The organism is Streptomyces typhae (assembly GCF_009755605.1).
In the GTDB taxonomy this organism is placed as follows: domain Bacteria; phylum Actinomycetota; class Actinomycetes; order Streptomycetales; family Streptomycetaceae; genus Streptomyces; species Streptomyces typhae.
Genome location: NZ_WPNZ01000021.1, coordinates 127,761 through 145,298 on the forward strand (window position 1 = coordinate 127,761; position 17,538 = coordinate 145,298).

The 17,538-nt window shown below is 73.0% G+C and carries 18 protein-coding genes; 9 read left to right on the forward strand and 9 right to left on the reverse strand.

Going from position 1 to position 17,538, the window contains the following annotated elements; translation table 11 throughout:
- Positions 1-33: 33 nt before the first annotated feature.
- On the reverse strand, positions 34-1,008 hold the full coding sequence (locus tag GPA10_RS31285) for a carbohydrate kinase family protein (RefSeq protein ID WP_343041528.1): 975 nt from the start codon (positions 1,006-1,008) through the stop codon (positions 34-36).
- Positions 1,009-1,141: 133 nt separating this feature from the next.
- Here GPA10_RS31285 and GPA10_RS31290 point away from each other — a divergent pair, with 133 nt between their 5' ends.
- Together GPA10_RS31290 and GPA10_RS31295 are read left to right on the forward strand one after the other, a co-directional pair.
- A complete protein-coding gene (locus GPA10_RS31290; protein ID WP_058850468.1) occupies positions 1,142-1,357 on the forward strand; it encodes a hypothetical protein in 216 nt (71 codons plus the stop codon).
- Between the two features lie 149 nt (positions 1,358-1,506).
- Complete coding sequence (locus GPA10_RS31295) at positions 1,507-3,087, forward strand: hypothetical protein (protein ID WP_343041529.1); 1,581 nt, start codon at positions 1,507-1,509, stop codon at positions 3,085-3,087.
- A 139-nt stretch (positions 3,088-3,226) separates the two neighbouring features.
- Here the strand turns inward: GPA10_RS31295 and GPA10_RS31300 are convergent, their stop codons facing one another.
- A complete protein-coding gene (locus tag GPA10_RS31300; RefSeq protein ID WP_030564219.1) occupies positions 3,227-3,583 on the reverse strand; it encodes a HesB/IscA family protein in 357 nt (118 codons plus the stop codon).
- Positions 3,584-3,836: 253 nt separating this feature from the next.
- On the opposite strand from GPA10_RS31300, the gene nadA reads away from it, so the two are divergent.
- Positions 3,837-5,033, forward strand: a complete 1,197-nt coding sequence (gene nadA / locus GPA10_RS31310) for a quinolinate synthase NadA (RefSeq protein WP_343041530.1) — start codon at positions 3,837-3,839, stop codon at positions 5,031-5,033.
- A gap of 7 nt (positions 5,034-5,040) precedes the next feature.
- Here nadA and GPA10_RS31315 read toward each other — a convergent pair whose 3' ends face one another.
- From GPA10_RS31315 to GPA10_RS31330, 4 genes are all read right to left on the reverse strand, one after another.
- Positions 5,041-5,721 (reverse strand): response regulator, encoded by a 681-nt coding sequence (locus GPA10_RS31315; RefSeq protein WP_343041531.1) that lies wholly within the window; start codon positions 5,719-5,721, stop codon positions 5,041-5,043.
- The gene (locus GPA10_RS31320; RefSeq protein WP_058850464.1) at positions 5,718-6,983 is read right to left on the reverse strand and encodes a sensor histidine kinase; all 1,266 of its coding nucleotides are present in this window, start codon (positions 6,981-6,983) and stop codon (positions 5,718-5,720) included. The genes GPA10_RS31315 and GPA10_RS31320 overlap by 4 nt, the downstream gene beginning before the upstream one ends.
- 139 nt (positions 6,984-7,122) lie before the next feature.
- The gene (gene pspAA / locus GPA10_RS31325) at positions 7,123-7,401 is read right to left on the reverse strand and encodes a PspA-associated protein PspAA (protein WP_058850463.1); all 279 of its coding nucleotides are present in this window, start codon (positions 7,399-7,401) and stop codon (positions 7,123-7,125) included.
- A 74-nt stretch (positions 7,402-7,475) separates the two neighbouring features.
- A complete protein-coding gene (locus tag GPA10_RS31330) occupies positions 7,476-8,273 on the reverse strand; it encodes a PspA/IM30 family protein (protein ID WP_079086743.1) in 798 nt (265 codons plus the stop codon).
- A gap of 278 nt (positions 8,274-8,551) precedes the next feature.
- On the opposite strand from GPA10_RS31330, the gene GPA10_RS31335 reads away from it, so the two are divergent.
- Together GPA10_RS31335 and GPA10_RS31340 are read left to right on the forward strand one after the other, a co-directional pair.
- Entirely contained in the window at positions 8,552-9,154 is a 603-nt protein-coding gene (locus GPA10_RS31335) for a DUF3043 domain-containing protein (RefSeq protein ID WP_058850461.1), read from the forward strand.
- Entirely contained in the window at positions 9,151-9,906 is a 756-nt protein-coding gene (locus GPA10_RS31340) for a class I SAM-dependent methyltransferase (protein ID WP_425505848.1), read from the forward strand. Before GPA10_RS31335 ends, GPA10_RS31340 begins: the two co-directional genes overlap by 4 nt.
- A gap of 257 nt (positions 9,907-10,163) precedes the next feature.
- Here the strand turns inward: GPA10_RS31340 and GPA10_RS31345 are convergent, their stop codons facing one another.
- Complete coding sequence (locus GPA10_RS31345) at positions 10,164-10,379, reverse strand: hypothetical protein (protein WP_157168398.1); 216 nt, start codon at positions 10,377-10,379, stop codon at positions 10,164-10,166.
- Between the two features lie 113 nt (positions 10,380-10,492).
- On the opposite strand from GPA10_RS31345, the gene GPA10_RS31350 reads away from it, so the two are divergent.
- A complete protein-coding gene (locus GPA10_RS31350; protein ID WP_343041532.1) occupies positions 10,493-11,692 on the forward strand; it encodes a bifunctional adenosylcobinamide kinase/adenosylcobinamide-phosphate guanylyltransferase in 1,200 nt (399 codons plus the stop codon).
- A 74-nt stretch (positions 11,693-11,766) separates the two neighbouring features.
- Here the strand turns inward: GPA10_RS31350 and GPA10_RS31355 are convergent, their stop codons facing one another.
- Complete coding sequence (locus tag GPA10_RS31355; protein ID WP_157168449.1) at positions 11,767-12,876, reverse strand: class I SAM-dependent methyltransferase; 1,110 nt, start codon at positions 12,874-12,876, stop codon at positions 11,767-11,769.
- A 202-nt stretch (positions 12,877-13,078) separates the two neighbouring features.
- Between GPA10_RS31355 and cobT the strand changes: the two genes are divergently transcribed.
- The 3 genes from cobT (at position 13,079) to GPA10_RS31370 (ending at position 16,776) form a co-directional block, all read left to right on the forward strand.
- A complete protein-coding gene (cobT, locus tag GPA10_RS31360) occupies positions 13,079-14,176 on the forward strand; it encodes a nicotinate-nucleotide--dimethylbenzimidazole phosphoribosyltransferase (protein WP_157168400.1) in 1,098 nt (365 codons plus the stop codon).
- A gap of 135 nt (positions 14,177-14,311) precedes the next feature.
- Entirely contained in the window at positions 14,312-16,078 is a 1,767-nt protein-coding gene (locus GPA10_RS31365; protein ID WP_157168401.1) for a phosphatidylglycerol lysyltransferase domain-containing protein, read from the forward strand.
- Positions 16,075-16,776: a hypothetical protein gene (locus GPA10_RS31370; protein WP_157168402.1), complete on the forward strand. Its 702-nt coding sequence runs from the start codon at positions 16,075-16,077 to the stop codon at positions 16,774-16,776. The genes GPA10_RS31365 and GPA10_RS31370 overlap by 4 nt, the downstream gene beginning before the upstream one ends.
- Here GPA10_RS31370 and GPA10_RS31375 read toward each other — a convergent pair.
- Positions 16,716-17,480: a hypothetical protein gene (locus GPA10_RS31375; RefSeq protein ID WP_157168403.1), complete on the reverse strand. Its 765-nt coding sequence runs from the start codon at positions 17,478-17,480 to the stop codon at positions 16,716-16,718. The two genes, GPA10_RS31370 and GPA10_RS31375, sit on opposite strands and share 61 nt — an antisense overlap.
- Between the last annotated feature and the right edge of the window lie 58 nt (positions 17,481-17,538).

The following is a 17,538-nucleotide window of genomic DNA, read 5'->3' on the forward strand; positions in this document are numbered from 1 at the left end:
GCCGGGCGCGGGGTGTCGCGCCCGGCCGTCCCGCTACGGCAGGTGGACCTTGACCTCGAGGGCGGCCTCGTCGCCGTACTGCTTGGTGAAGCGCTCCATGAACTGGGCGCGGTGCAGCTCGTACTCCTGGGTGCCGGTCGTCTCGATCACCAGGGTGGCGAGCATGCAGCCGACCTGCGCCGCACGCTCGTGCGAGACGCCCCAGGACAGACCGGAGAGGAACCCGGCGCGGAAGGCGTCACCCACACCCGTCGGGTCCGCCTTGGCCTTCTCCTCGGGCACGCCGACGACCACCGGGTCCTGCCCGACCGCCTCGATGCGCACGCCGTTGGCCCCGAGGGTGGTGACGCGGTGGCCGACCTTGGCCAGGATCTCCGCGTCGGTCCAGCCGGTCTTGGACTCGATCAGACCCTTCTCGTACTCGTTGGAGAAGAGGTAGGTCGCGCCTTCCAGGAGGTTGCGGATCTCGTCGCCGTCCATGCGGGCGATCTGCTGGGAGAAGTCCGCCGCGAACGGGATGCCGCGGGTGCGGCACTCCTCGGTGTGGCGGCGCATGGCCTCCGGGTCGTCCGCGCCGATCAGGACCAGGTCGAGGGCGCCGACGCGCTCGGCGACCGCCTGCAGCTCGATGAGGCGGGCCTCGCTCATCGCGCCGGTGTAGAAGGAGCCGATCTGGTTGTGGTCGGCGTCCGTGGTGCACACGAAGCGCGCGGTGTGCAGCGTCTCGGAGATGCGTACGGAGTGGGTGTCCACGCCGTGCCGGTCGAGCCAGGCGCGGTACTCGTCGAAGTCGGATCCCGCCGCGCCGACGAGGACCGGGCCGCTGCCGAGCTGGCCCATGCCGAAGCAGATGTTGGCGGCGACGCCGCCGCGGCGGACGTCGAGGGCATCGACCAGGAACGACAGCGACACCGTGTGCAGCTGGTCGGCGACCAGTTGGTCGGCGAAGCGGCCGGGGAAGGTCATGAGGTGGTCGGTGGCGATGGAGCCGGTGACTGCGATTCGCACGGCTGGAAGCTCCTGCAAGGAGGCGAGGGGTTGACGGTTAACGCTATCCGGTCGCGGAGCCCTCGTTGTAGGGGCCAAAAATACCCAATAGTAGGTCTTTCTCCATGGGGCAAGCGGTGCATACGGTTCCGTTATGGCCGTCTACGTGAAGCAGAGTGTTCCCCGGCACACCGCCGACCAGGCTCCCGAGACCCTGGAGTCGCTGCGCGGCGCCTGCGTCCGCATGGTCCCGCACTGGGTGGTGCCGGCCGTGCCGGTCGTACCGGTGCCCCCGTCGCTGATCCACGGGGTCACGGTCCCGGCCGCCACCGCCCGCGTCCTCGACGGGATGTCGGACTACGGCGACTGAACAGGCCGCGTACACCCCGGCGTGCGTCCGAGGGAACCGTGCGCTCCCCCGCCGCGTCCCACCGCTGTCCCCCGTGAAGGGGATGCAGTGTACGCCCGAGCCCCACAGGTGGGGTCTCGGGGACGGCTGGCGTTCTAGGGAGCGATGCGGTGAGCAGCGAGCAGACGCAGGACGGACAACGGCGGCGGACTTCCCTGGTGGTCGCCTCGGTCGCGGCCGCGGTGCTGCTCGCGGGCGGCGGCGGGGCCTATCTGGCGACGGCGTCGTCCGACGACGGCGGCGGCCGTGACAGCGCGACGGGCGACGGCGGCGCGCCGCCCCTCCTCACTCTCGACGGGTACGCGGGCGACCGCGACGGACGCACGCACCAGGGCCCGGCCCAGGGACCGGACGGCAGCAGCGGGAGCAGCGGCGGCACCGGCGGCATCGCCCCGGGCGAGCCCGACCCGAGCGGCGCGACGTACAGGGCGGACGGCGAGCTGCCCGAGGGACCGGAGTCGGCCGCCGTGCAGCATGTGCGCGGCGAGGTCGGCCGGGAGCAGGTGTCCCGGCTCGCGGAGGCCCTCGGCCTGTCCGGCACCCCGGTCGTGCGCGACGGCACCTGGCGGGTCGGTCCCTCCAACGACGGCAGCGGTCCCGCGCTCCAGGTCGGCAAGGAGGCGCCCGGCACGTGGACCTACACCCGGCACCAGGCGCCCGGCTCCGACAACTGTCTGAAGGGCAAGCGCTGTCCGGGCCAGGGCGGCGGGACGGCCGACCGGAGCCCCGCCGAGCTGCACCCCGACGACTCGGGCGGCGCCGTCGGCGAGGCGGCGGCGAAGAAGGCGGCCGCCCCCGTCCTGAAGGCCGCCGGCCTGGACGGCGCAAAGCTGGACGCGCGCCAGCTCATGGGGTCGGTGCGGGTGGTGAACGCCGACCCGGAGGTCGCCGGTCTGCCGACGTACGGCTGGTCGACAGGGGTGCAGGTCGGGGCGGACGGCGGGGTCGTCGGGGCGTCCGGTCGTCTGACCGAGCCGGAGAAGGGTGCGACGTATCCCGTCGTGAGCGCCGACAAGGCCTTGGACCTGCTCAACAAGTCCGGCGGGGGCGGCCACGTGGACATCGGCGGCTGCGCGTCCCCGGTGCCGCACGGGGACGGCGACAAGGAGAGCGGCAAGGACAGCAGCAAGGACGCTCCTTGCCCGGAGGACTTCGCTCCGCGTCCGGCGGAGCCGATCGCGGTGAAGGGCGCGGAGTTCGGCCTCGCGGCGCAGTTCGTGGACGGCCGCACCGCCCTGGTGCCGTCCTGGCTGTTCGAGGTGCGGCCCGAGGACGCGACGGAGAGCTACACGGTGACCCATCCGGCCGTGGACCCGAAGTATCTGCGCGCGCCCGGGACCGCCGCCCCCTCGCAGGGTCCGACGTCCGGGCCCGATGACCCGGACACCCGCACCCACGGGGTGAGGGCCGACGGCTACAGCACGGCGGGGCGGACGCTGACCGTGTACTTCACGGGCGGCGTGTGCAGTACGTACGCGGTGTCGGCGGACGAGAGCGGCGACCGGGTCGCCGTGCGGATCACCGAGACCATGAAGAACGGCACGGTGTGTGTCGCGATGGCGCAGTCCTACAAGCTCTCCGTACAGCTGGACGAGCCGCTCGGCGACCGTGCGGTCGTGACCGAGGGGGGCAAGGCGGTACCGCGGGACGACGGCAGGCACGAGGGCGTTCCGGCACCCCGGACGCGCTGAGCGCCCCCGAACACGCCGAGCGCTCCGGCCCGCCGAGCGCCCCGGACGCCGGGGCAGGCACGACGAAGGCGGCGGCGCCCCACGAAGGGGTGCCGCCGCCTTTTCGCGCGGGCCGAGCGGTGCGCTCAGCCGGACGCGCTCAGCTGAACGAGTCGCCGCAGGCGCAGGAACCCGTGGCGTTCGGGTTGTCGATCGTGAAGCCCTGCTTCTCGATGGTGTCGACGAAGTCGATGGAGGCGCCGCCCAGGTACGGAGCGCTCATGCGGTCGGTGACCACCTTCACGCTGCCGAACTCCTTGACGACGTCGCCGTCGAGCGAGCGCTCGTCGAAGAAGAGCTGGTAACGGAGGCCCGAGCAGCCGCCGGGCTGAACGGCCACGCGCAGCGCCAGGTCGTCCCGGCCTTCCTGGTCCAGCAGGGCCTTGACCTTGTCCGCGGCGGCGTCCGACAGGAGGATGCCGTCGCTCACGGTGGTGGTCTCGTCCGATACGGACATCTGCTTCTCTCCCGGGTTGTACGGAGACTGCTTGCCGACGGTTGCAACCGGCGGTGACGCGTGTTCATTCCCATGCTCGCACACAGGGCCGCACGGGGGATGCGTCACATCGACACTATGGCCATCGTCAAAGTGACGTGAAGCAGTTATGATAGATAACGTCAATTCGACGAAAAGGATGCGTGGTGCCGACCCCCGGCCCACTCGGAACGCGGTCCCGGCCGCGTTCGTCACAGAAGAAAGGGTGTGTGTCGTGACCACCGCCCAGTCCACCGTGGACAGCTCCGAGCTTGACGTACAGCCGACGCCGCTGGCCCTGCTGCTGCTCGGCCGCGAGGCCGACCCCAGGAGCGAGCGCGGCGTGGAGTGCCCCGGCGACCTGCCTTCGCCCTCGGACCCCGGCCTGGTGGAGCGCGCCCGCGCCGCCAAGGAGCGGCTCGGCGAGAAGGTCTTCGTGCTCGGCCACCACTACCAGCGCGACGAGGTCATCCAGTTCGCCGACGTGACCGGCGACTCCTTCAAGCTGGCCCGTGACGCCGCCGCCCGCCCCGAGGCCGAGTACATCGTCTTCTGCGGTGTGCACTTCATGGCCGAGTCCGCGGACATCCTGACCGGCGACGACCAGAAGGTCGTGCTCCCCGACCTGGCCGCGGGCTGTTCGATGGCCGACATGGCGACGGCCGAGCAGGTCGCCGAGTGCTGGGACGTGCTGACCGAGGCCGGGATCGCGGAGCGGGTGGTGCCCGTCTCGTACATGAACTCCTCGGCGGACATCAAGGCGTTCACGGGCAAGCACGGCGGCACGATCTGTACGTCGTCGAACGCGAAGCGGGCGCTGGAGTGGGCCTTCGAGCAGGGCGAGCAGGTCCTGTTCCTGCCCGACCAGCACCTCGGCCGGAACACCGCCGTGCGCGACATGGGGATGTCCCTGGACGACTGCGTCGTCTACAACCCGCACAAGCCGAACGGCGGTCTGACCGCCGAGCAGCTGCGCGCCGCGAAGATGATCCTGTGGCGCGGGCACTGCTCGGTGCACGGTCGCTTCTCGCTGGAGTCGGTCGAGGACGTGCGGGCCCGCATACCGGGCGTGAACGTGCTCGTCCACCCCGAGTGCAAGCACGAAGTCGTCGCCGCCGCGGACTACGTGGGCTCCACGGAGCACATCATCCAGACCCTGGAGGCGGCCCCGGCCGGCTCCAAGTGGGCGATCGGCACCGAACTGAACCTCGTGCGCCGCCTGGCGAACCGATTCGCCGCCGAGGACAAGCAGATCGTCTTCCTCGACAAGACGGTCTGCTTCTGCTCGACCATGAACCGGATCGACCTGCCGCACCTGGTGTGGGCCCTGGAGTCGCTCGCCGACGGCAAGCTCGTCAACCGCATCGAAGTCGACCGCGAGACCGAGCAGTTCGCGAAGCTGGCCCTGGAGCGGATGCTGGCGCTGCCGTAGCCGTCGCTCAGTCGCCCCGCGGCCGCACCAGACCCGACTCGTAGGCGATGACGACCAGTTGGGCGCGGTCGCGGGCGCCGAGCTTGGCCATGGCCCGGTTCACATGGGTCTTCACGGTGAGCGGGCTGACTTCGAGGCGTTCGGCGATCTCGTCGTTGGAGTGGCCGCCCGCGACCTGGACCAGGACCTCCCGCTCGCGCCCGGTGAGGGCGCCGAGGCGCTCGCTGCGGGCGGGGGAGTCCGCGTCGCCGCCGTCGCCCTGCGCGAGGAACCGGGCGATGAGGCCCTTCGTGGCCGTCGGCGAGAGCAGCGCCTCGCCCGCCGCGGCGATCCGGATCGCGCCGAGCAGCTCGTCCGGCTCGGCGCCCTTGCCGAGGAAGCCGGACGCCCCGGCCCGCAGCGACTGCACCACGTACTCGTCGACCTCGAAGGTGGTCAGCATCACCACGCGTACGTGGGACATGGCCGGGTCGTCGCTGATCATCCGGGTGGCCGCGAGGCCGTCGGTGCCGGGCATGCGGATGTCCATCAGGACGACGTCGGCGGACTCGGCCTTGGCGAGCCGCACCGCCTGCGCCCCGTCGGAGGCCTCCCCGACGACCTCCATGTCGGGTTCGGAGTCGACGAGGACCTTGAACGCGCTGCGCAGCAGCGCCTGGTCGTCGGCGAGCAGCACCCGGATCGTCACGCGGTCGTCCCTCCCTTGACCGGGGCGTGCCCACGGTCCTCCTGCTTCGCGGTCGTGACCGGCAGGATCGCATGGACGCGGAAGCCGCCGCCGTACCGGGGCCCCGCGCTGCACCGGCCGCCGAGGGCGCTCACGCGCTCGCGCATGCCGAGGAGTCCGTGGCCGCCGCCGCGGTCCGCCTCCTCACCGGCCCCCGGGTCCCCCGGCTCGTGCCCCGCGCCGTCGTCCAGGACGGTGATCTCCAGGTTCGGGCCCACGCGCACGACGCTGACCTCCGCCTTGGCGTGCTCACCCGCGTGCTTCTGCACATTGGTGAGGGCCTCCTGGATGATGCGGAACGCGGCCAGGTCGACGGCGGCCGGGGGCGTCGGCCCCGCGTCGCCGCGGGCCACGTCCACGGGCAGGCCCGCGTGCCGGAAGGTGTCGACGAGGTCGTCGAGGCGGCCGAGCCCCGGTGCGGGCTCGGTGGGTGCCTCCGGGTCGCCGCTCTGCCGCAGCAGGCCGACGGTGGCGCGCAGCTCGCCGAGCGCGGAGCGGCTGGCGTCGCGGACGTGGGCGAGCGCCTCCTTGGCCTGGTCGGGCCGCTTGTCCATGACGTGCGCGGCGACTCCGGCCTGTACGTTGACCAGGGCGATGTGGTGCGCGACCACGTCGTGCAGATCACGGGCGATGCGCAGCCGCTCCTCGGCGACCCGGCGGCCCGCCTCCTCCTCGCGGGTGCGCTCCGCGCGTTCGGCCCGCTCCCGGATGGCGTCCACGAAGGCGCGGCGGCTGCGGACGGCGTCGCCCGCGGCGGCGGCCATGCCGGTCCAGGCGAAGATGGCGAGGTTCTCCTGCGCGTACCAGGGCAGCGGTCCCGCCAGCATGGCGATGCCGGTCAGGCCCGTCATGGTTATCAGGCCGATGCGCCAGGTGGTGGGCCGGTTGGTGGTGGCCGCGACCGTGTACAGGGCGATGACCGCGCACATGACGACCGGGGCGCGGGGCCCCGTGGTCACCAGCTCCACGATGGAGAAGCCGGACGTGGCCGCGAGGACGGTCCACGGGGCCCGGCGGCGGAAGACGAGGGCGGCGGCGCCGCAGGCCATCAGGGTGAGGCTCAGGCCGCCGGGCGCGTGCACGTTCCAGGTGGAGCCCTTCTCCCCGTACGGCTCGGCGAAGGAGCCGATGACCATGCAGACGAGGGCGGCGGCAGCAAGGATCGCGTCGACGGCCAACGGGTGCGTTCTGGCCCAGCCGCGGCACCGTTCAAAGTTGGTCACGTACTAGACGGTACGGGGCCCCACCGGCGGGCGGAACGGAAACGGGGTGTCCCTGGACAAGGGTTGACGCGGCCCGTTGACACGCGCCGCCGCGGGGCGGCGCGGGCACGGGCCCGTCGACCGGGTGTGCGGGGCGGGGCTAGCCGGGGATGAGGCCGTCGTCGGAGAGCATCGAGCGCACCTCATCGAGGGATGCGTCCGGCGCGGGAAGGATCAGCTCCGAGGGTTCCAGGGCGTCGTCGGGCAGTGGTTCGCCGAGCTCGCGCACCTTGTCGAGGAGCGCGTGCAGGGTGCGGCGGAAGCCGGGCTCGTCACCGCTCTCCATCTCTTCGAGCAGTTCGTCGTCCAGCTTGTTCAGTTCGGTGAAGTGGCTGTCGGCCAGCTTCACCTGCCCCTCCCCCATGATCCGTACGATCATGACGCCCTCCTAGGACGTGAGCGGTTCGGCCGTGGCGCCGTGCGGCGACGGACGCCACGCGTCGACGCTACCCGTCACTGCTTGTCGAAGCGCGGGGTGTCCTGCGGCCGGCCCTGCTGGCCGCGACTGCCCTGACCGCCCTCGATGGCCTGCTGCGACGAGCTGGAGCCGCCCGCCAGCTCGGCCTTCATGCGCTGCAGCTCCAGCTCCACGTCCGTGCCGCCGGAGAGCCGGTCGAGCTCGGACTGGATGTCGTCCTTGTGCAGCCCGGAGGAGTCGTCGAGGGCGCCGGAGGCGAGGAGTTCGTCGATGGCGCCGGCGCGGGCCTGGAGCGTCGCGGTCTTGTCCTCGGCGCGCTGGATCGCCATGCCGACGTCGCCCATCTCCTCGGAGATGCCGGAGAAGGCCTCGCCGATCCGGGTCTGGGCCTCGGCGGCGGTGTACGTGGCCTTGATGGTCTCCTTCTTCGTGCGGAAGGCGTCCACCTTGGCCTGGAGGCGCTGGGCCGCGAGGGTGAGCTTCTCCTCCTCGCCCTGAAGCGTCTGGTGCTGCACCTCCAGGTCGCTGACCTGCTGCTGGAGGGCGGCCCTGCGGGACAGCGCCTCGCGGGCCAGGTCCTCGCGGCCGAGGGCGAGCGCCTTGCGGCCCTGGTCCTCAAGAGTGGAGGACTGCTTCTGGAGCTGGTTGAGCTGCAGTTCGAGACGCTTGCGCGAGGTCGCCACGTCGGCGACGCCGCGGCGCACCTTCTGTAGCAGCTCCAGCTGCTTCTGGTACGAGTAATCGAGGGTTTCGCGCGGGTCCTCGGCCCGGTCAAGGGCCTTGTTCGCCTTCGCGCGGAAGATCATCCCCATACGCTTCATGACACCGCTCATGGGCTTCGCGCGCCCCCTTCTGACGGACTTCCCGGCTCCAGCCACTGCAACAGAACCCACGGTACGGGGTCTGTATCCATTACCGCACTGTTCGCGAGCGGATGCGCTCATCCCCAAGGACGACTGCTTCGTACGCCTCTCCGGCGCAGGGAGTAGGTGCGTCCCTGGGAAACTGCCCGCATCACCCCTTTGGTCACCTATTCAAGACGCGCGGTGTTGTGGGATCGTTCCCGGCGCGACGGCGGTCGAGCCTCCGGAACCCCGTACCCTTGGCTCTTGTGTTCCGTAGCCGATCCAAGGACGAGAAGGCCCCGGCAGCCAAGGCCCCGGTGACCACATCTGAGTCCGCGCAGACCCGTGACCCGCAGGCCCCCAAGGGCCGCCCCACCCCCAAGCGCGCCATGGCCCAGTCCCAGCGCCGCAGCGTGATGAACGCGCCGACGTCGCGCAAGGAGGCCGTGAAGCGGCAGCGCGAGGAGCGCCGCGTCGCCCTCGCGAAGCAGCGTGAGGCGCTGGCCAGCGGCGACGAGCGGTATCTGCCCGCGCGGGACAAGGGCCCGGTGCGCAAGTTCGCCCGTGACTTCGTCGACTCGCGGTTCAACGTCGCCGAGTTCTTCCTGCCGATGGCCGTGCTCATCCTCGTGCTGAGCATGGTCCGCGTCCCGCAGCTGCAGAACATCGCGCTGCTCCTGTGGCTCTTCGTGATCGTCCTGATCGTGGTCGACTCGATCTCCACGGTCTTCCGCCTGAAGAAGCGCCTGAGCGAGCGGTTCCCGAACGAGAGCAGGAAGGGCGCCGTCGCCTACGCCCTGATGCGCAGCCTCCAGATGCGCCGGCTGCGGATGCCGAAGCCGCAGGCCAAGCGCGGAGCGCGGCCCTGAGCGAGGACCGGGGCGTGCGCCCTGGAGCGCGCGAGGCCGTACAGCAGGAGCTGGTCGGCCGACAGCTCGACGAGCGGATCGTGGCCCGGTTCCCCCTCGGCCGGCGCCTGAAGGTGCTCGACGTGGGCATGGGGCGCGGGGCGCAGGCACTGCGTCTGGCCCGTGCCGGGCACGACGTGACGGGCGTCGAGCGCGACCCGGACGGCCTTTCCGCGGTGCGTGCCGCGGTGGCCGCCGAGCCCGAGGGCATCCGCTCCCGGATGCGGATCGTCGAGGGCGACGGCCGTGACACCGGCGTGCACTTCCTGCCCGGGAGCTTCGACGTCGTGCTGTGCCACGGCGTGCTGATGCACGTCGAGGAGCCCGACGCGCTGCTCGCCGGGCTCGGCCGGATGCTGGCCCCCGGCGGGCTGCTGTCCCTGGTGGTGCGGAACGCGGACGCCCTGGCCATGCGTCCCGGACTGCGCGGGGACTGGGCGGGCGCGCTCGCCTCGTTCGGCGCCGACACCTACCGGGACGCCGCCGGGACCGAGGTGCGGGCGCACCGTCTGGACGCGGTCGGGCAGGCCCTGGCGGGTATCGCGGCGCCGTTGGTGTCCTGGTACGGGGTGCGGCTCTTCTCGGAGGCCGTCGACGTCCCGGAGCCGGGGCCCGGCCTGGAGGCGCTGCTCGCCGCCGAGGAGCGGGCCGGGCGCACGGAGCCCTACCGGCGGGTGGCGACGCTGCTGCACCTCTGCGGCGGCAGGGACTGAGACACCGAGGCCGGGGGCCGAGGCTCCCCGGCGCCCTCACTCGCCTGGGCGACACCCGGCGCACCACCCTCACCTGCCTCTCGGAGGCCTTGACGGGGGCGAGGCCGGCAGCTACGGGGTTCTCGGTGCACCGGGACCCCGTTACTGGGGGTGTCCCGGGGGGTGTCCCGGTGCACCGAGAACCCCCCAGTAACGCCCGGTGCGCCGAGACCGCCAGTAACGGGTGGGTGGGTGGGAAACCCCCACCCCCGGGGGGGCTAGGCCGCGCTGTCCTCCCCAAGGCCCATGGGCCCGTAGACCTCACTGGTGTCCTCGAAGAGGGAAACCTGCTCCGCCCCGCCCTCGGCGAGTTCCTTCCAGTGCTCCCCGAGCCAGGTCTCCGCGTCGCCCTGAGTGGTGAACTCCTCGGGCCGCACGGCAGGCTGGACCTCCGTCCCGTCCGCCTTCTCGAACCGCCACGTCCATGCCGCCATGTCAGCCTCCCGAGGTCCTGTGGGTGTCCCGGCAGCCGCCCGGAGCGGAAGCCGGAGCCGCTCGAAGCCTATCCGGGCGCGCGGCGCGCGGGGCGACGCGGGAGGATCTTCCTGTGGAACTGACTCTGCTCGGCACCGGAGCCCCCGAGGGGCTGCCGTCCCCCGGCTGTCCCTGCGCCGTGTGCGCGACCGCGCTCGGCGACGCGGCGCGGGCCGCGACGGCGCTCCTCGTCGACGGCGTCCTGCTGCTGGACCTGACGCCCGGCGCGGCGTTCGCCGCCGCCCGCGCGGGGCACTCCCTGGCGGGGGTGCGCCAGGTGCTGCTCTCGCATCCGCACGACGGGCCCGCCGTGGAGGTGCCCGTCGGGCTTCCGCAGCCGGGCCGGGTGCCCGACGGGCGGGAGCTCGCGCTCCTGACCGGCCACCGGGTGCGGGCGGTCGCGGCGGACGCGCCGGGGACCGGCTACGAGGTGACGGGACCCGACGGCGACCGGCTCCTGTACCTGCCGCCGGGCACCGCGCCCGCCGGTTTCCCCGCGGACCAGAGCGCGTACGAGATGGTCGTCGCCGACGTCGTGGGGCGCCCCGACGGGCTCGCCCGGCTGCGCGCGGCCGGTGCCGTGGCGCCGACGACGGACGTGGTGGCCGTCCACATCGGGCACGGGGCGCCGGGCGGCCGCGAGCTCGCGCGGCGGCTCGCGGCTGCCGGGGCGCGGGCCGTGCCGGACGGCAGCACCCTGACCGTCGGCGCCTACGAGGACGTACCGGACCTGCCGCGCCGCACCCTGGTCCTGGGCGGTGCCAGGTCCGGCAAGTCCGTGGAGGCGGAGCGGCGCCTGGAGGCCTTCCCCGACGTGCTCTACGTGGCCACCGGCGGCACCCGCGGCGGCGACGGTGAGTGGGCGGAGCGGGTGCGGGCGCACCGGGAGCGGCGGCCCGGGTCCTGGCGGACCACGGAGACCTGCGACCTGGTGCCGCTGCTCGCGGAGCCGGGGCCGCCGCTGCTCGTGGACTGTCTGTCGCTGTGGCTGACGCAGGCGATGGACGACGTGAACGCCTGGGACGACACGGAGTGGGCGGGCGGCGGGGAACGGTCGCTGCGCAAGCGGGTCGCGGAGCTGACGGACGCCGTGCGCGGCACCCGGCGCACCGTGGTCGCGGTCTCCAACGAGGTCGGCTCGGGCATCGTGCCCGCGACCGCGTCGGGCCGCCGCTACCGCGACGAACTCGGCCGCCTCAACGCGGCGTTCGCCGCCGAGTGCGAACACGTCCTCCTGGTGGTCGCGGGCCAGGCCCTGCCGCTGCGCCCCTGACCCGAGCGAACTCCCGGGCACCGGGCCACCCGGGAGCACCCGGGCCCCCGGCCTCCGCACCGGGCCGCCCGCGCTCAGCCCTCCGGCTCCTTGCGCGCGATCACGCGGTACGCGTTGCCGAAGCCGGTCCGGGTGAGCAGCGGGGCGAGGAGCACGTCCGCCGCCTGGGCCAGGGCGAGCAGCGGGATGGCCGCCCACCAGGCCGCGCGGCGCAGGCGCAGGAGCGGCGCGGCCGGGGGCCGGGGGTGCCAGGGGACGTCAGGATCGGGCAGCAGCCGGTTGAGGAGCAGCGCGCAGGCCGTGGTGAGGTCGGACGGCACGTGCGGGGAGCGCCGGTCCACGCCGACGACGGTGAAGCCGAGTTCGTCCAGTTCCCGGCAGAGGTTGGCGAGCGGCACGAAGTGCGGGTGGCGCGGCTGGCGGTAGGACGCCCACCACTTGCCGAGCAGCCGGGCGGAGCGGCTCTGCGGGTCCGGTGCCTCGATCAGCAGATGCCCACCGGGGCGCAGGACGGTCCTCGCCGCCCGCAGTTCGGCGCGTGGATCGGGGCGGCGCTGGAGGTAGTGGATCATGCTGAGGACGTCGTAGCGTCCGGCGAGGCGCCCGGCAAGGTCGGTGAGGCGGCCGCGGTGGGCCTCCTCGATACGGCCGCGCCGCACCGCCTCGGCGAGGCCGCGGTCGCCGTCGAGCCCGTCGAAGGCCGTGTACGGCAGGAGTTCCTTGGCGGCCGCGGGAAAGCGGGCCCGCCCCGTGCCCACGTCCAGCCAGCTCTCGGGCTCCCCGAACCGGCTCAGCGCGCGCACACCGGCGAGCTGCCGTCGCCGGCTCGTCCAGGCCCTGGTCAGGATCGCGGCCGCGGCACCCCCGACCCCGTGGCAGAGGTCCTGGCGCCAGAAGTCCCGGTGGCCGAGGTCCTGTCGGCCGGACCCGAGGCGGTAGAACTCCAGGCCCTCGGGGCTGAGGCCGGGGTTCTGGAAGGTGTGGGCGCAGTCCGCGCACCGGGCGAGGGTGAAGTGGCCCGGCTTGCCCTGGACCAGGTCGGGGGTGCGGACCCGTACCCGCAGGCGGTGGGAGCCGCACCAGGGGCAGTCGTCGCGGCGCGGTTCGTGGAAGGGCGCGGTGCCCTCGGCGAGGCGGGCGAGGCAGGCGGGGCGGCGTTCGGCGGTCTGCTGGGCGAGGTCCATCGCGTACTCCCGAAGTCCGTCGCGTACTCCCGCATGCCGCGGTACGACCATGCGATACATGCGGGACATTCGGAACGTACCTGAAAGAAAGGGGCACTTACGGAAAGGCGCGTGTCCCGGCGATTCCCGCGCCGGGCCCCCGTGGCCGGAGGGCATGGGCCCGTACGCGCGCAGGACACGCCCCGCCGGTACTGTTCGCCGAATGAGCTCGCTGATTCTCGACGACTTCACCGATCTGATCGAGCGGCCCGACGGCGGGGTACGCCGGGACGCCGACGAGCGCAGGGAGCGCCAGGACGTGCATCCCGGCGCGCTCGGCCGCCTCGACGATCTCGCCGAATGGCTGTCGGCCGCGCAGTCCGAGGTGCCGGTCAAGCCGATCGAACGGCCGCGTGCCGTGCTGTTCGCGGGCGATCACGGGGTGGCCGAACTCGGTGTGTCCGCGCGGGCGGCGGGCGGCGCGGCCGATCTCGTCCGCGCCGTGCTGGCGGGCGAGAGCCCCGCGGCGGTGCTCGCGCGCCGCCTCGACGTGCCCGTACGGGTCGTCGACATGGCCCTCGACTGCGCCGAGGACGCCCTGCCCGCCGAGGTCGCGGGGCACCGGGTGCGGCGCGGCTCCGGGCGCATCGACATCGAGGACGCCCTGACGCAGGAGGAGGCCGAGCAGGCGGTGCGGGCCGGTATCGCCCTCGCCGACGAGGAGGCCGACGCCGGCACGGACCTGGTTGTGCTCGGCGACGTCAGCGTCGGCGGCACGACACCGGCGGCGACCCTGATCGCGGCGCTGTGCGGCACCGACGCCTCCGTCGTCACCGGGCGCGGCGGCGCGCCGATCGACGACCTGGCGTGGATGCGCAAGTGCGCGGCCGTCCGGGACTCGCTGCGGCGGGCGCGCCCCATGCTCGGCGACCAGATGCAGCTCCTCGCCGCGGTGGGCGGGGCCGACCTGGCGGCGATGACCGGGTTCCTGCTCCAGTGCGCGGTGCGGCGGACGCCGGTGATCCTCGACGGTGTGGTGTCGGCCGCGGCGGCCCTCGTGGCGCAGCGGGTGGCCTTCCGGGCGCCGGACTGGTGGCTCGCGGGGCACGACAGCGGGGAGCCCGCGCAGGCCAAGGCGCTCGACCGGATGGCGCTCGAACCGCTGCTCACCCACGGGGTGAAGGTCGGCGAGGGCGTCGGGGCGCTCCTCGCCGTACCGCTGGTGCGGGCCGCCGCCGCGCTGTCCGCCGAGATGCCCGCCGCCGAACCGTCCCCCGCCGAGCCGTCGGAGCCGTCCACCGCCCGGGAGGACGGCGAGTAAGGACGGCGCCCGGCCCGGCGGGAGCGGGCGAAGCAGGCGGACGGCGAGCGGCGCGGGCCTCGGCTCCGGCGGGCGGAGCGGCGCCGGGCTGCAGAACCGCATATCACACCACAACGCCCCATAAGATCCCGTTTCATGGGAGACATCAGGACAGGGGAAGAGCAGGTCCGGGCGTCCACGGCGGCCTCGCGGCGCGGGGCGGCCGTGGCGGTGTGGTATCTGCGCGCCGTCACGTTCGTGAACTTCCTCAGTGCGGTGTGGGTCTCCCTCGGCCAGGACCTGCGCCGCCACAACACGGCGGACTACTTCACCCCGTACCTGCTCACCGCGGGCTTCGCCTCCGGTGTCTTCACGATGTTCCTGGCGATCACCATGCGGCGCAGGAAGCGGGCGGCCTGGATCCTCAACGTCGTCCTGAGCGGCCTGTTCCTGCTCCTGTTCGCCTTCGCGATGTGCTTCCCGGAGATCAGGCAGTACGCGCAGAACTGGATCTCGCTGGGCCTCACCGCGCTGTTCGTCGGCGCGCTGCTCGTCGGCCGCCGCGAGTTCTACGCCAAGGGCGACCGCTCCAACCCGAGGCTCGCCGCGGCCGTCGCGGTCGGCGGGCTGCTCGTGACGTCGCTGCTCGCGGCGCTCCTGGTGTCCGTCACCAACCGCGCCCACGACGAGTACCGCTCCACGTTCCTCGACCGCTGGCGCTACGGCACCATGCGCCTGGTCTCCCTGGCCGCCGACGACTCCCGGTTCGCCGGGATCGCGACGCCCGGCTGGGTCAACGTCACCGTCAACGTCCTGAGCACGGTGCTGCTCTGCGCCGTCCTGTACGCCGCCTTCCGCTCCCGCCGGGCGGTCGACCCGCTGTCGGAGGACGACGAGGCGCGGCTGCGCGCCCTGCTCGGGCGCCACGGCGAGCGGGACTCCCTCGGATACTTCTGTCTGCGCCGCGAGAAGAGCGTGGTGTGGTCGCCGACCGGCAAGTCGGCGATCGCCTACCGCGTCGTCGGCGGTGTCTCGCTGGCGTCCGGCGACCCCATCGGCGACCCGGAGGCCTGGCCCGGCGCCATCGAGCCCTGGCTCGCCGAGGCCCGCGAGCACGGCTGGACCCCGGCCGTGATGGGCGCGAGCGAGGAGGCGGGCACCGTCTACGCCCGGCACGGCCTCGACGCCCTGGAACTCGGTGACGAGGCGATCGTCGAGATCGCGGAGTTCACCCTGGAGGGGCGCGCCATGCGGACCGTCCGGCAGGCCTACAACCGGGTGAAGCGCGCCGGATACGAGGTCCGCATCCGCCGCCACCACGACATCCCCGCCGAGGAGATGGCCCACCTCCTCGATCGCGCCGACGACTGGCGCGACGGCGCCACCGAGCGCGGCTTCTCCATGGCGCTCGGGCGGCTCGGCGACCCGGCGGACGGCGAGTGCGTGATGCTGGAGTGCCGGGACGGCGACGGGGCGCTGCGGGCGGTGCTCTCGTTCGTGCCGTGGGGGCCGCACGGCCTCTCCCTCGACCTCATGCGGCGCGACCGGGACGCCGAGAACGGCCTGATGGAGTTCATGGTCATCGAGCTGCTCCAGCGCGCCGCCGAGATCCAGATCACGCAGGTGTCACTGAACTTCGCGATGTTCAGGTCGGTCTTCGAGCGTGGCTCGCGGCTCGGCGCGGGCCCGGTCCTTCGGCTGTGGCGCTCGCTGCTCAGCTTCTTCTCGCGCTGGTGGCAGATCGAGTCGCTGTACCGCGCCAACGCCAAGTACCGGCCCATCTGGGAACCCCGCTTCCTGCTCTTCGAGAAGAGCGGCGACCTGCCGCGCATCGCCATCGCGTCGGCGCGCGCCGAAGGGTTCCTCGAAGCACCGGGGCTGCCGAAGTGGCTGCACCGCACACATCTGGAGTCCCGACGATGAGCACCCTGTCCCGGCTGGCGCGCGCCGAGTGGGAGCCGCTGTTCTCCACCGTGCGCGACGGCCTCGCGGCCCGGCATCTGCGCGCGATCCCGCTGACGCTGGCGGCCGTCTGCCTGACGGCGGCGTTCCAGTACGTGCAGAACCAGTCCTGGGGCTATCGGTTCGTGCAGAACATCGGCTGCGTACGGGCCGAGGACCCGCTGTGGCTCGCCCTGCTCCGCACCCCCCTCTCGCTCTTCGTCCCGGCCCTCGACCTGCCGGTGTGGGGCGCGCTCGCACAGATCCTGGTGGTCCTCGGCATCGCGGAGATCTGTCTCGGCTGGTGGCGCACGCTCGTCATCGGGTACGTGGCGACGCTCGCGGGCACGCTGTACGCGCGCGTGGGCATCGCTCTCGGGTACGACAACTTCTTCGGCCTGCCCGCGTCCGACGCGACCGTGGTCGACACCGGTCCCTCGGCGGCGGTGGTGGGGCTCGCGGTGTACGTGTGCTGGCGCTACCGGGCGTACGCCACCGGGGTCCTCGTGGTCGTCCTGATGGTCGTCGAGGTGATCTTCAAGGACAACCTCGCGGGCAAGGAGCACCTGGCCGCGATCGGCGGGGTCCTGCTGCTGTGCGCGGTGTCGGCGCTGCTGCGTCACCGCCGCCGGGGCGGGAGCGGCCCGGCCGGGTCCGGCTTGCCGCCGATCAGGTCCTGAAGCCGGCGCCGCGGGCCCGACCAGCGGCGGTCGTGGCGGAAGGCGCGCAGCCCCGCGCGGGCCCGCGCGCGGGGGCGGCGGCGGTAGAACCTGCGGGCCCACGCCGAGCCGGGGCGGGCGAGCCGGACCGCGCCGACCAGCGCCACGAACGGCACCACCATCCCGATCAGGGCCAGGCGCAGCTTGCCCTTGGCCAGCGCGATCAGGGCGAAGCCGCAGTTGAGGGTGATGTTCAGGGCGAACGCGACCCGGTCGTGCCGCTCGTCGGCGGTGAGTTCGTTGACGCCGAGCGGGCTGAAGCCGGTGAGGACGAGCACCACCAGGGCGGCCGTGAGGACCACGACCTCGACGCTCTTGCGGCCCTGCTCGCTCCAGTAGACGTCGTCCAGGTGCAGGATCAGCGCGAACTCGTCGAGGACCAGGCCCGCGCCCAGGCCGAAGAGGACGGCCGCGCACATCGACCCGAGGCTGTGCCGCCCCGCCGCCACCGCCCAGAAGCCGCCCACAAGCATCAGGAAGATGCCCGGTACGACGTGGTGGATGTGCACGTCACCCGTGGTGATGTTCCGGAAGGGGCCCCGGCCCGCCCGGATGAGCCGGGTGATGGTCCGGGTGACCACGAAGCAGCCCACGAACGCGACCAGGGCGAGCAGCAGCGGCAGCTTCCCGGGCTCCACGATGTTCCGGTACCACCAGCCGTCCATGCGCCCGTCCTCCGGAGCCGTCCCTCAGCCCATCCTCCGGTCGGGGCCCGGGTTCCGC

Excerpts from the sequence above, each read along its gene's own strand:
- GPA10_RS31290 (WP_058850468.1), top strand. The coding sequence starts at position 1,142 with ATGGCCGTCTACGTGAAGCAGAGTGTTCCCCGGCACACCGCCGACCAG.
- GPA10_RS31300 (WP_030564219.1), bottom strand. The coding sequence starts at position 3,583 with ATGTCCGTATCGGACGAGACCACCACCGTGAGCGACGGCATCCTCCTG.
- pspAA (WP_058850463.1), bottom strand. The coding sequence starts at position 7,401 with ATGATCGTACGGATCATGGGGGAGGGGCAGGTGAAGCTGGCCGACAGC.
- GPA10_RS31330 (WP_079086743.1), bottom strand. The coding sequence starts at position 8,273 with ATGAGCGGTGTCATGAAGCGTATGGGGATGATCTTCCGCGCGAAGGCG.
- GPA10_RS31345 (WP_157168398.1), bottom strand. The coding sequence starts at position 10,379 with ATGGCGGCATGGACGTGGCGGTTCGAGAAGGCGGACGGGACGGAGGTC.
- GPA10_RS31355 (WP_157168449.1), bottom strand. The coding sequence starts at position 12,876 with ATGGACCTCGCCCAGCAGACCGCCGAACGCCGCCCCGCCTGCCTCGCC.
- cobT (WP_157168400.1), top strand. The coding sequence starts at position 13,079 with ATGAGCTCGCTGATTCTCGACGACTTCACCGATCTGATCGAGCGGCCC.
- GPA10_RS31365 (WP_157168401.1), top strand. The coding sequence starts at position 14,312 with ATGGGAGACATCAGGACAGGGGAAGAGCAGGTCCGGGCGTCCACGGCG.
- GPA10_RS31370 (WP_157168402.1), top strand. The coding sequence starts at position 16,075 with ATGAGCACCCTGTCCCGGCTGGCGCGCGCCGAGTGGGAGCCGCTGTTC.
- GPA10_RS31375 (WP_157168403.1), bottom strand. The coding sequence starts at position 17,480 with ATGGACGGCTGGTGGTACCGGAACATCGTGGAGCCCGGGAAGCTGCCG.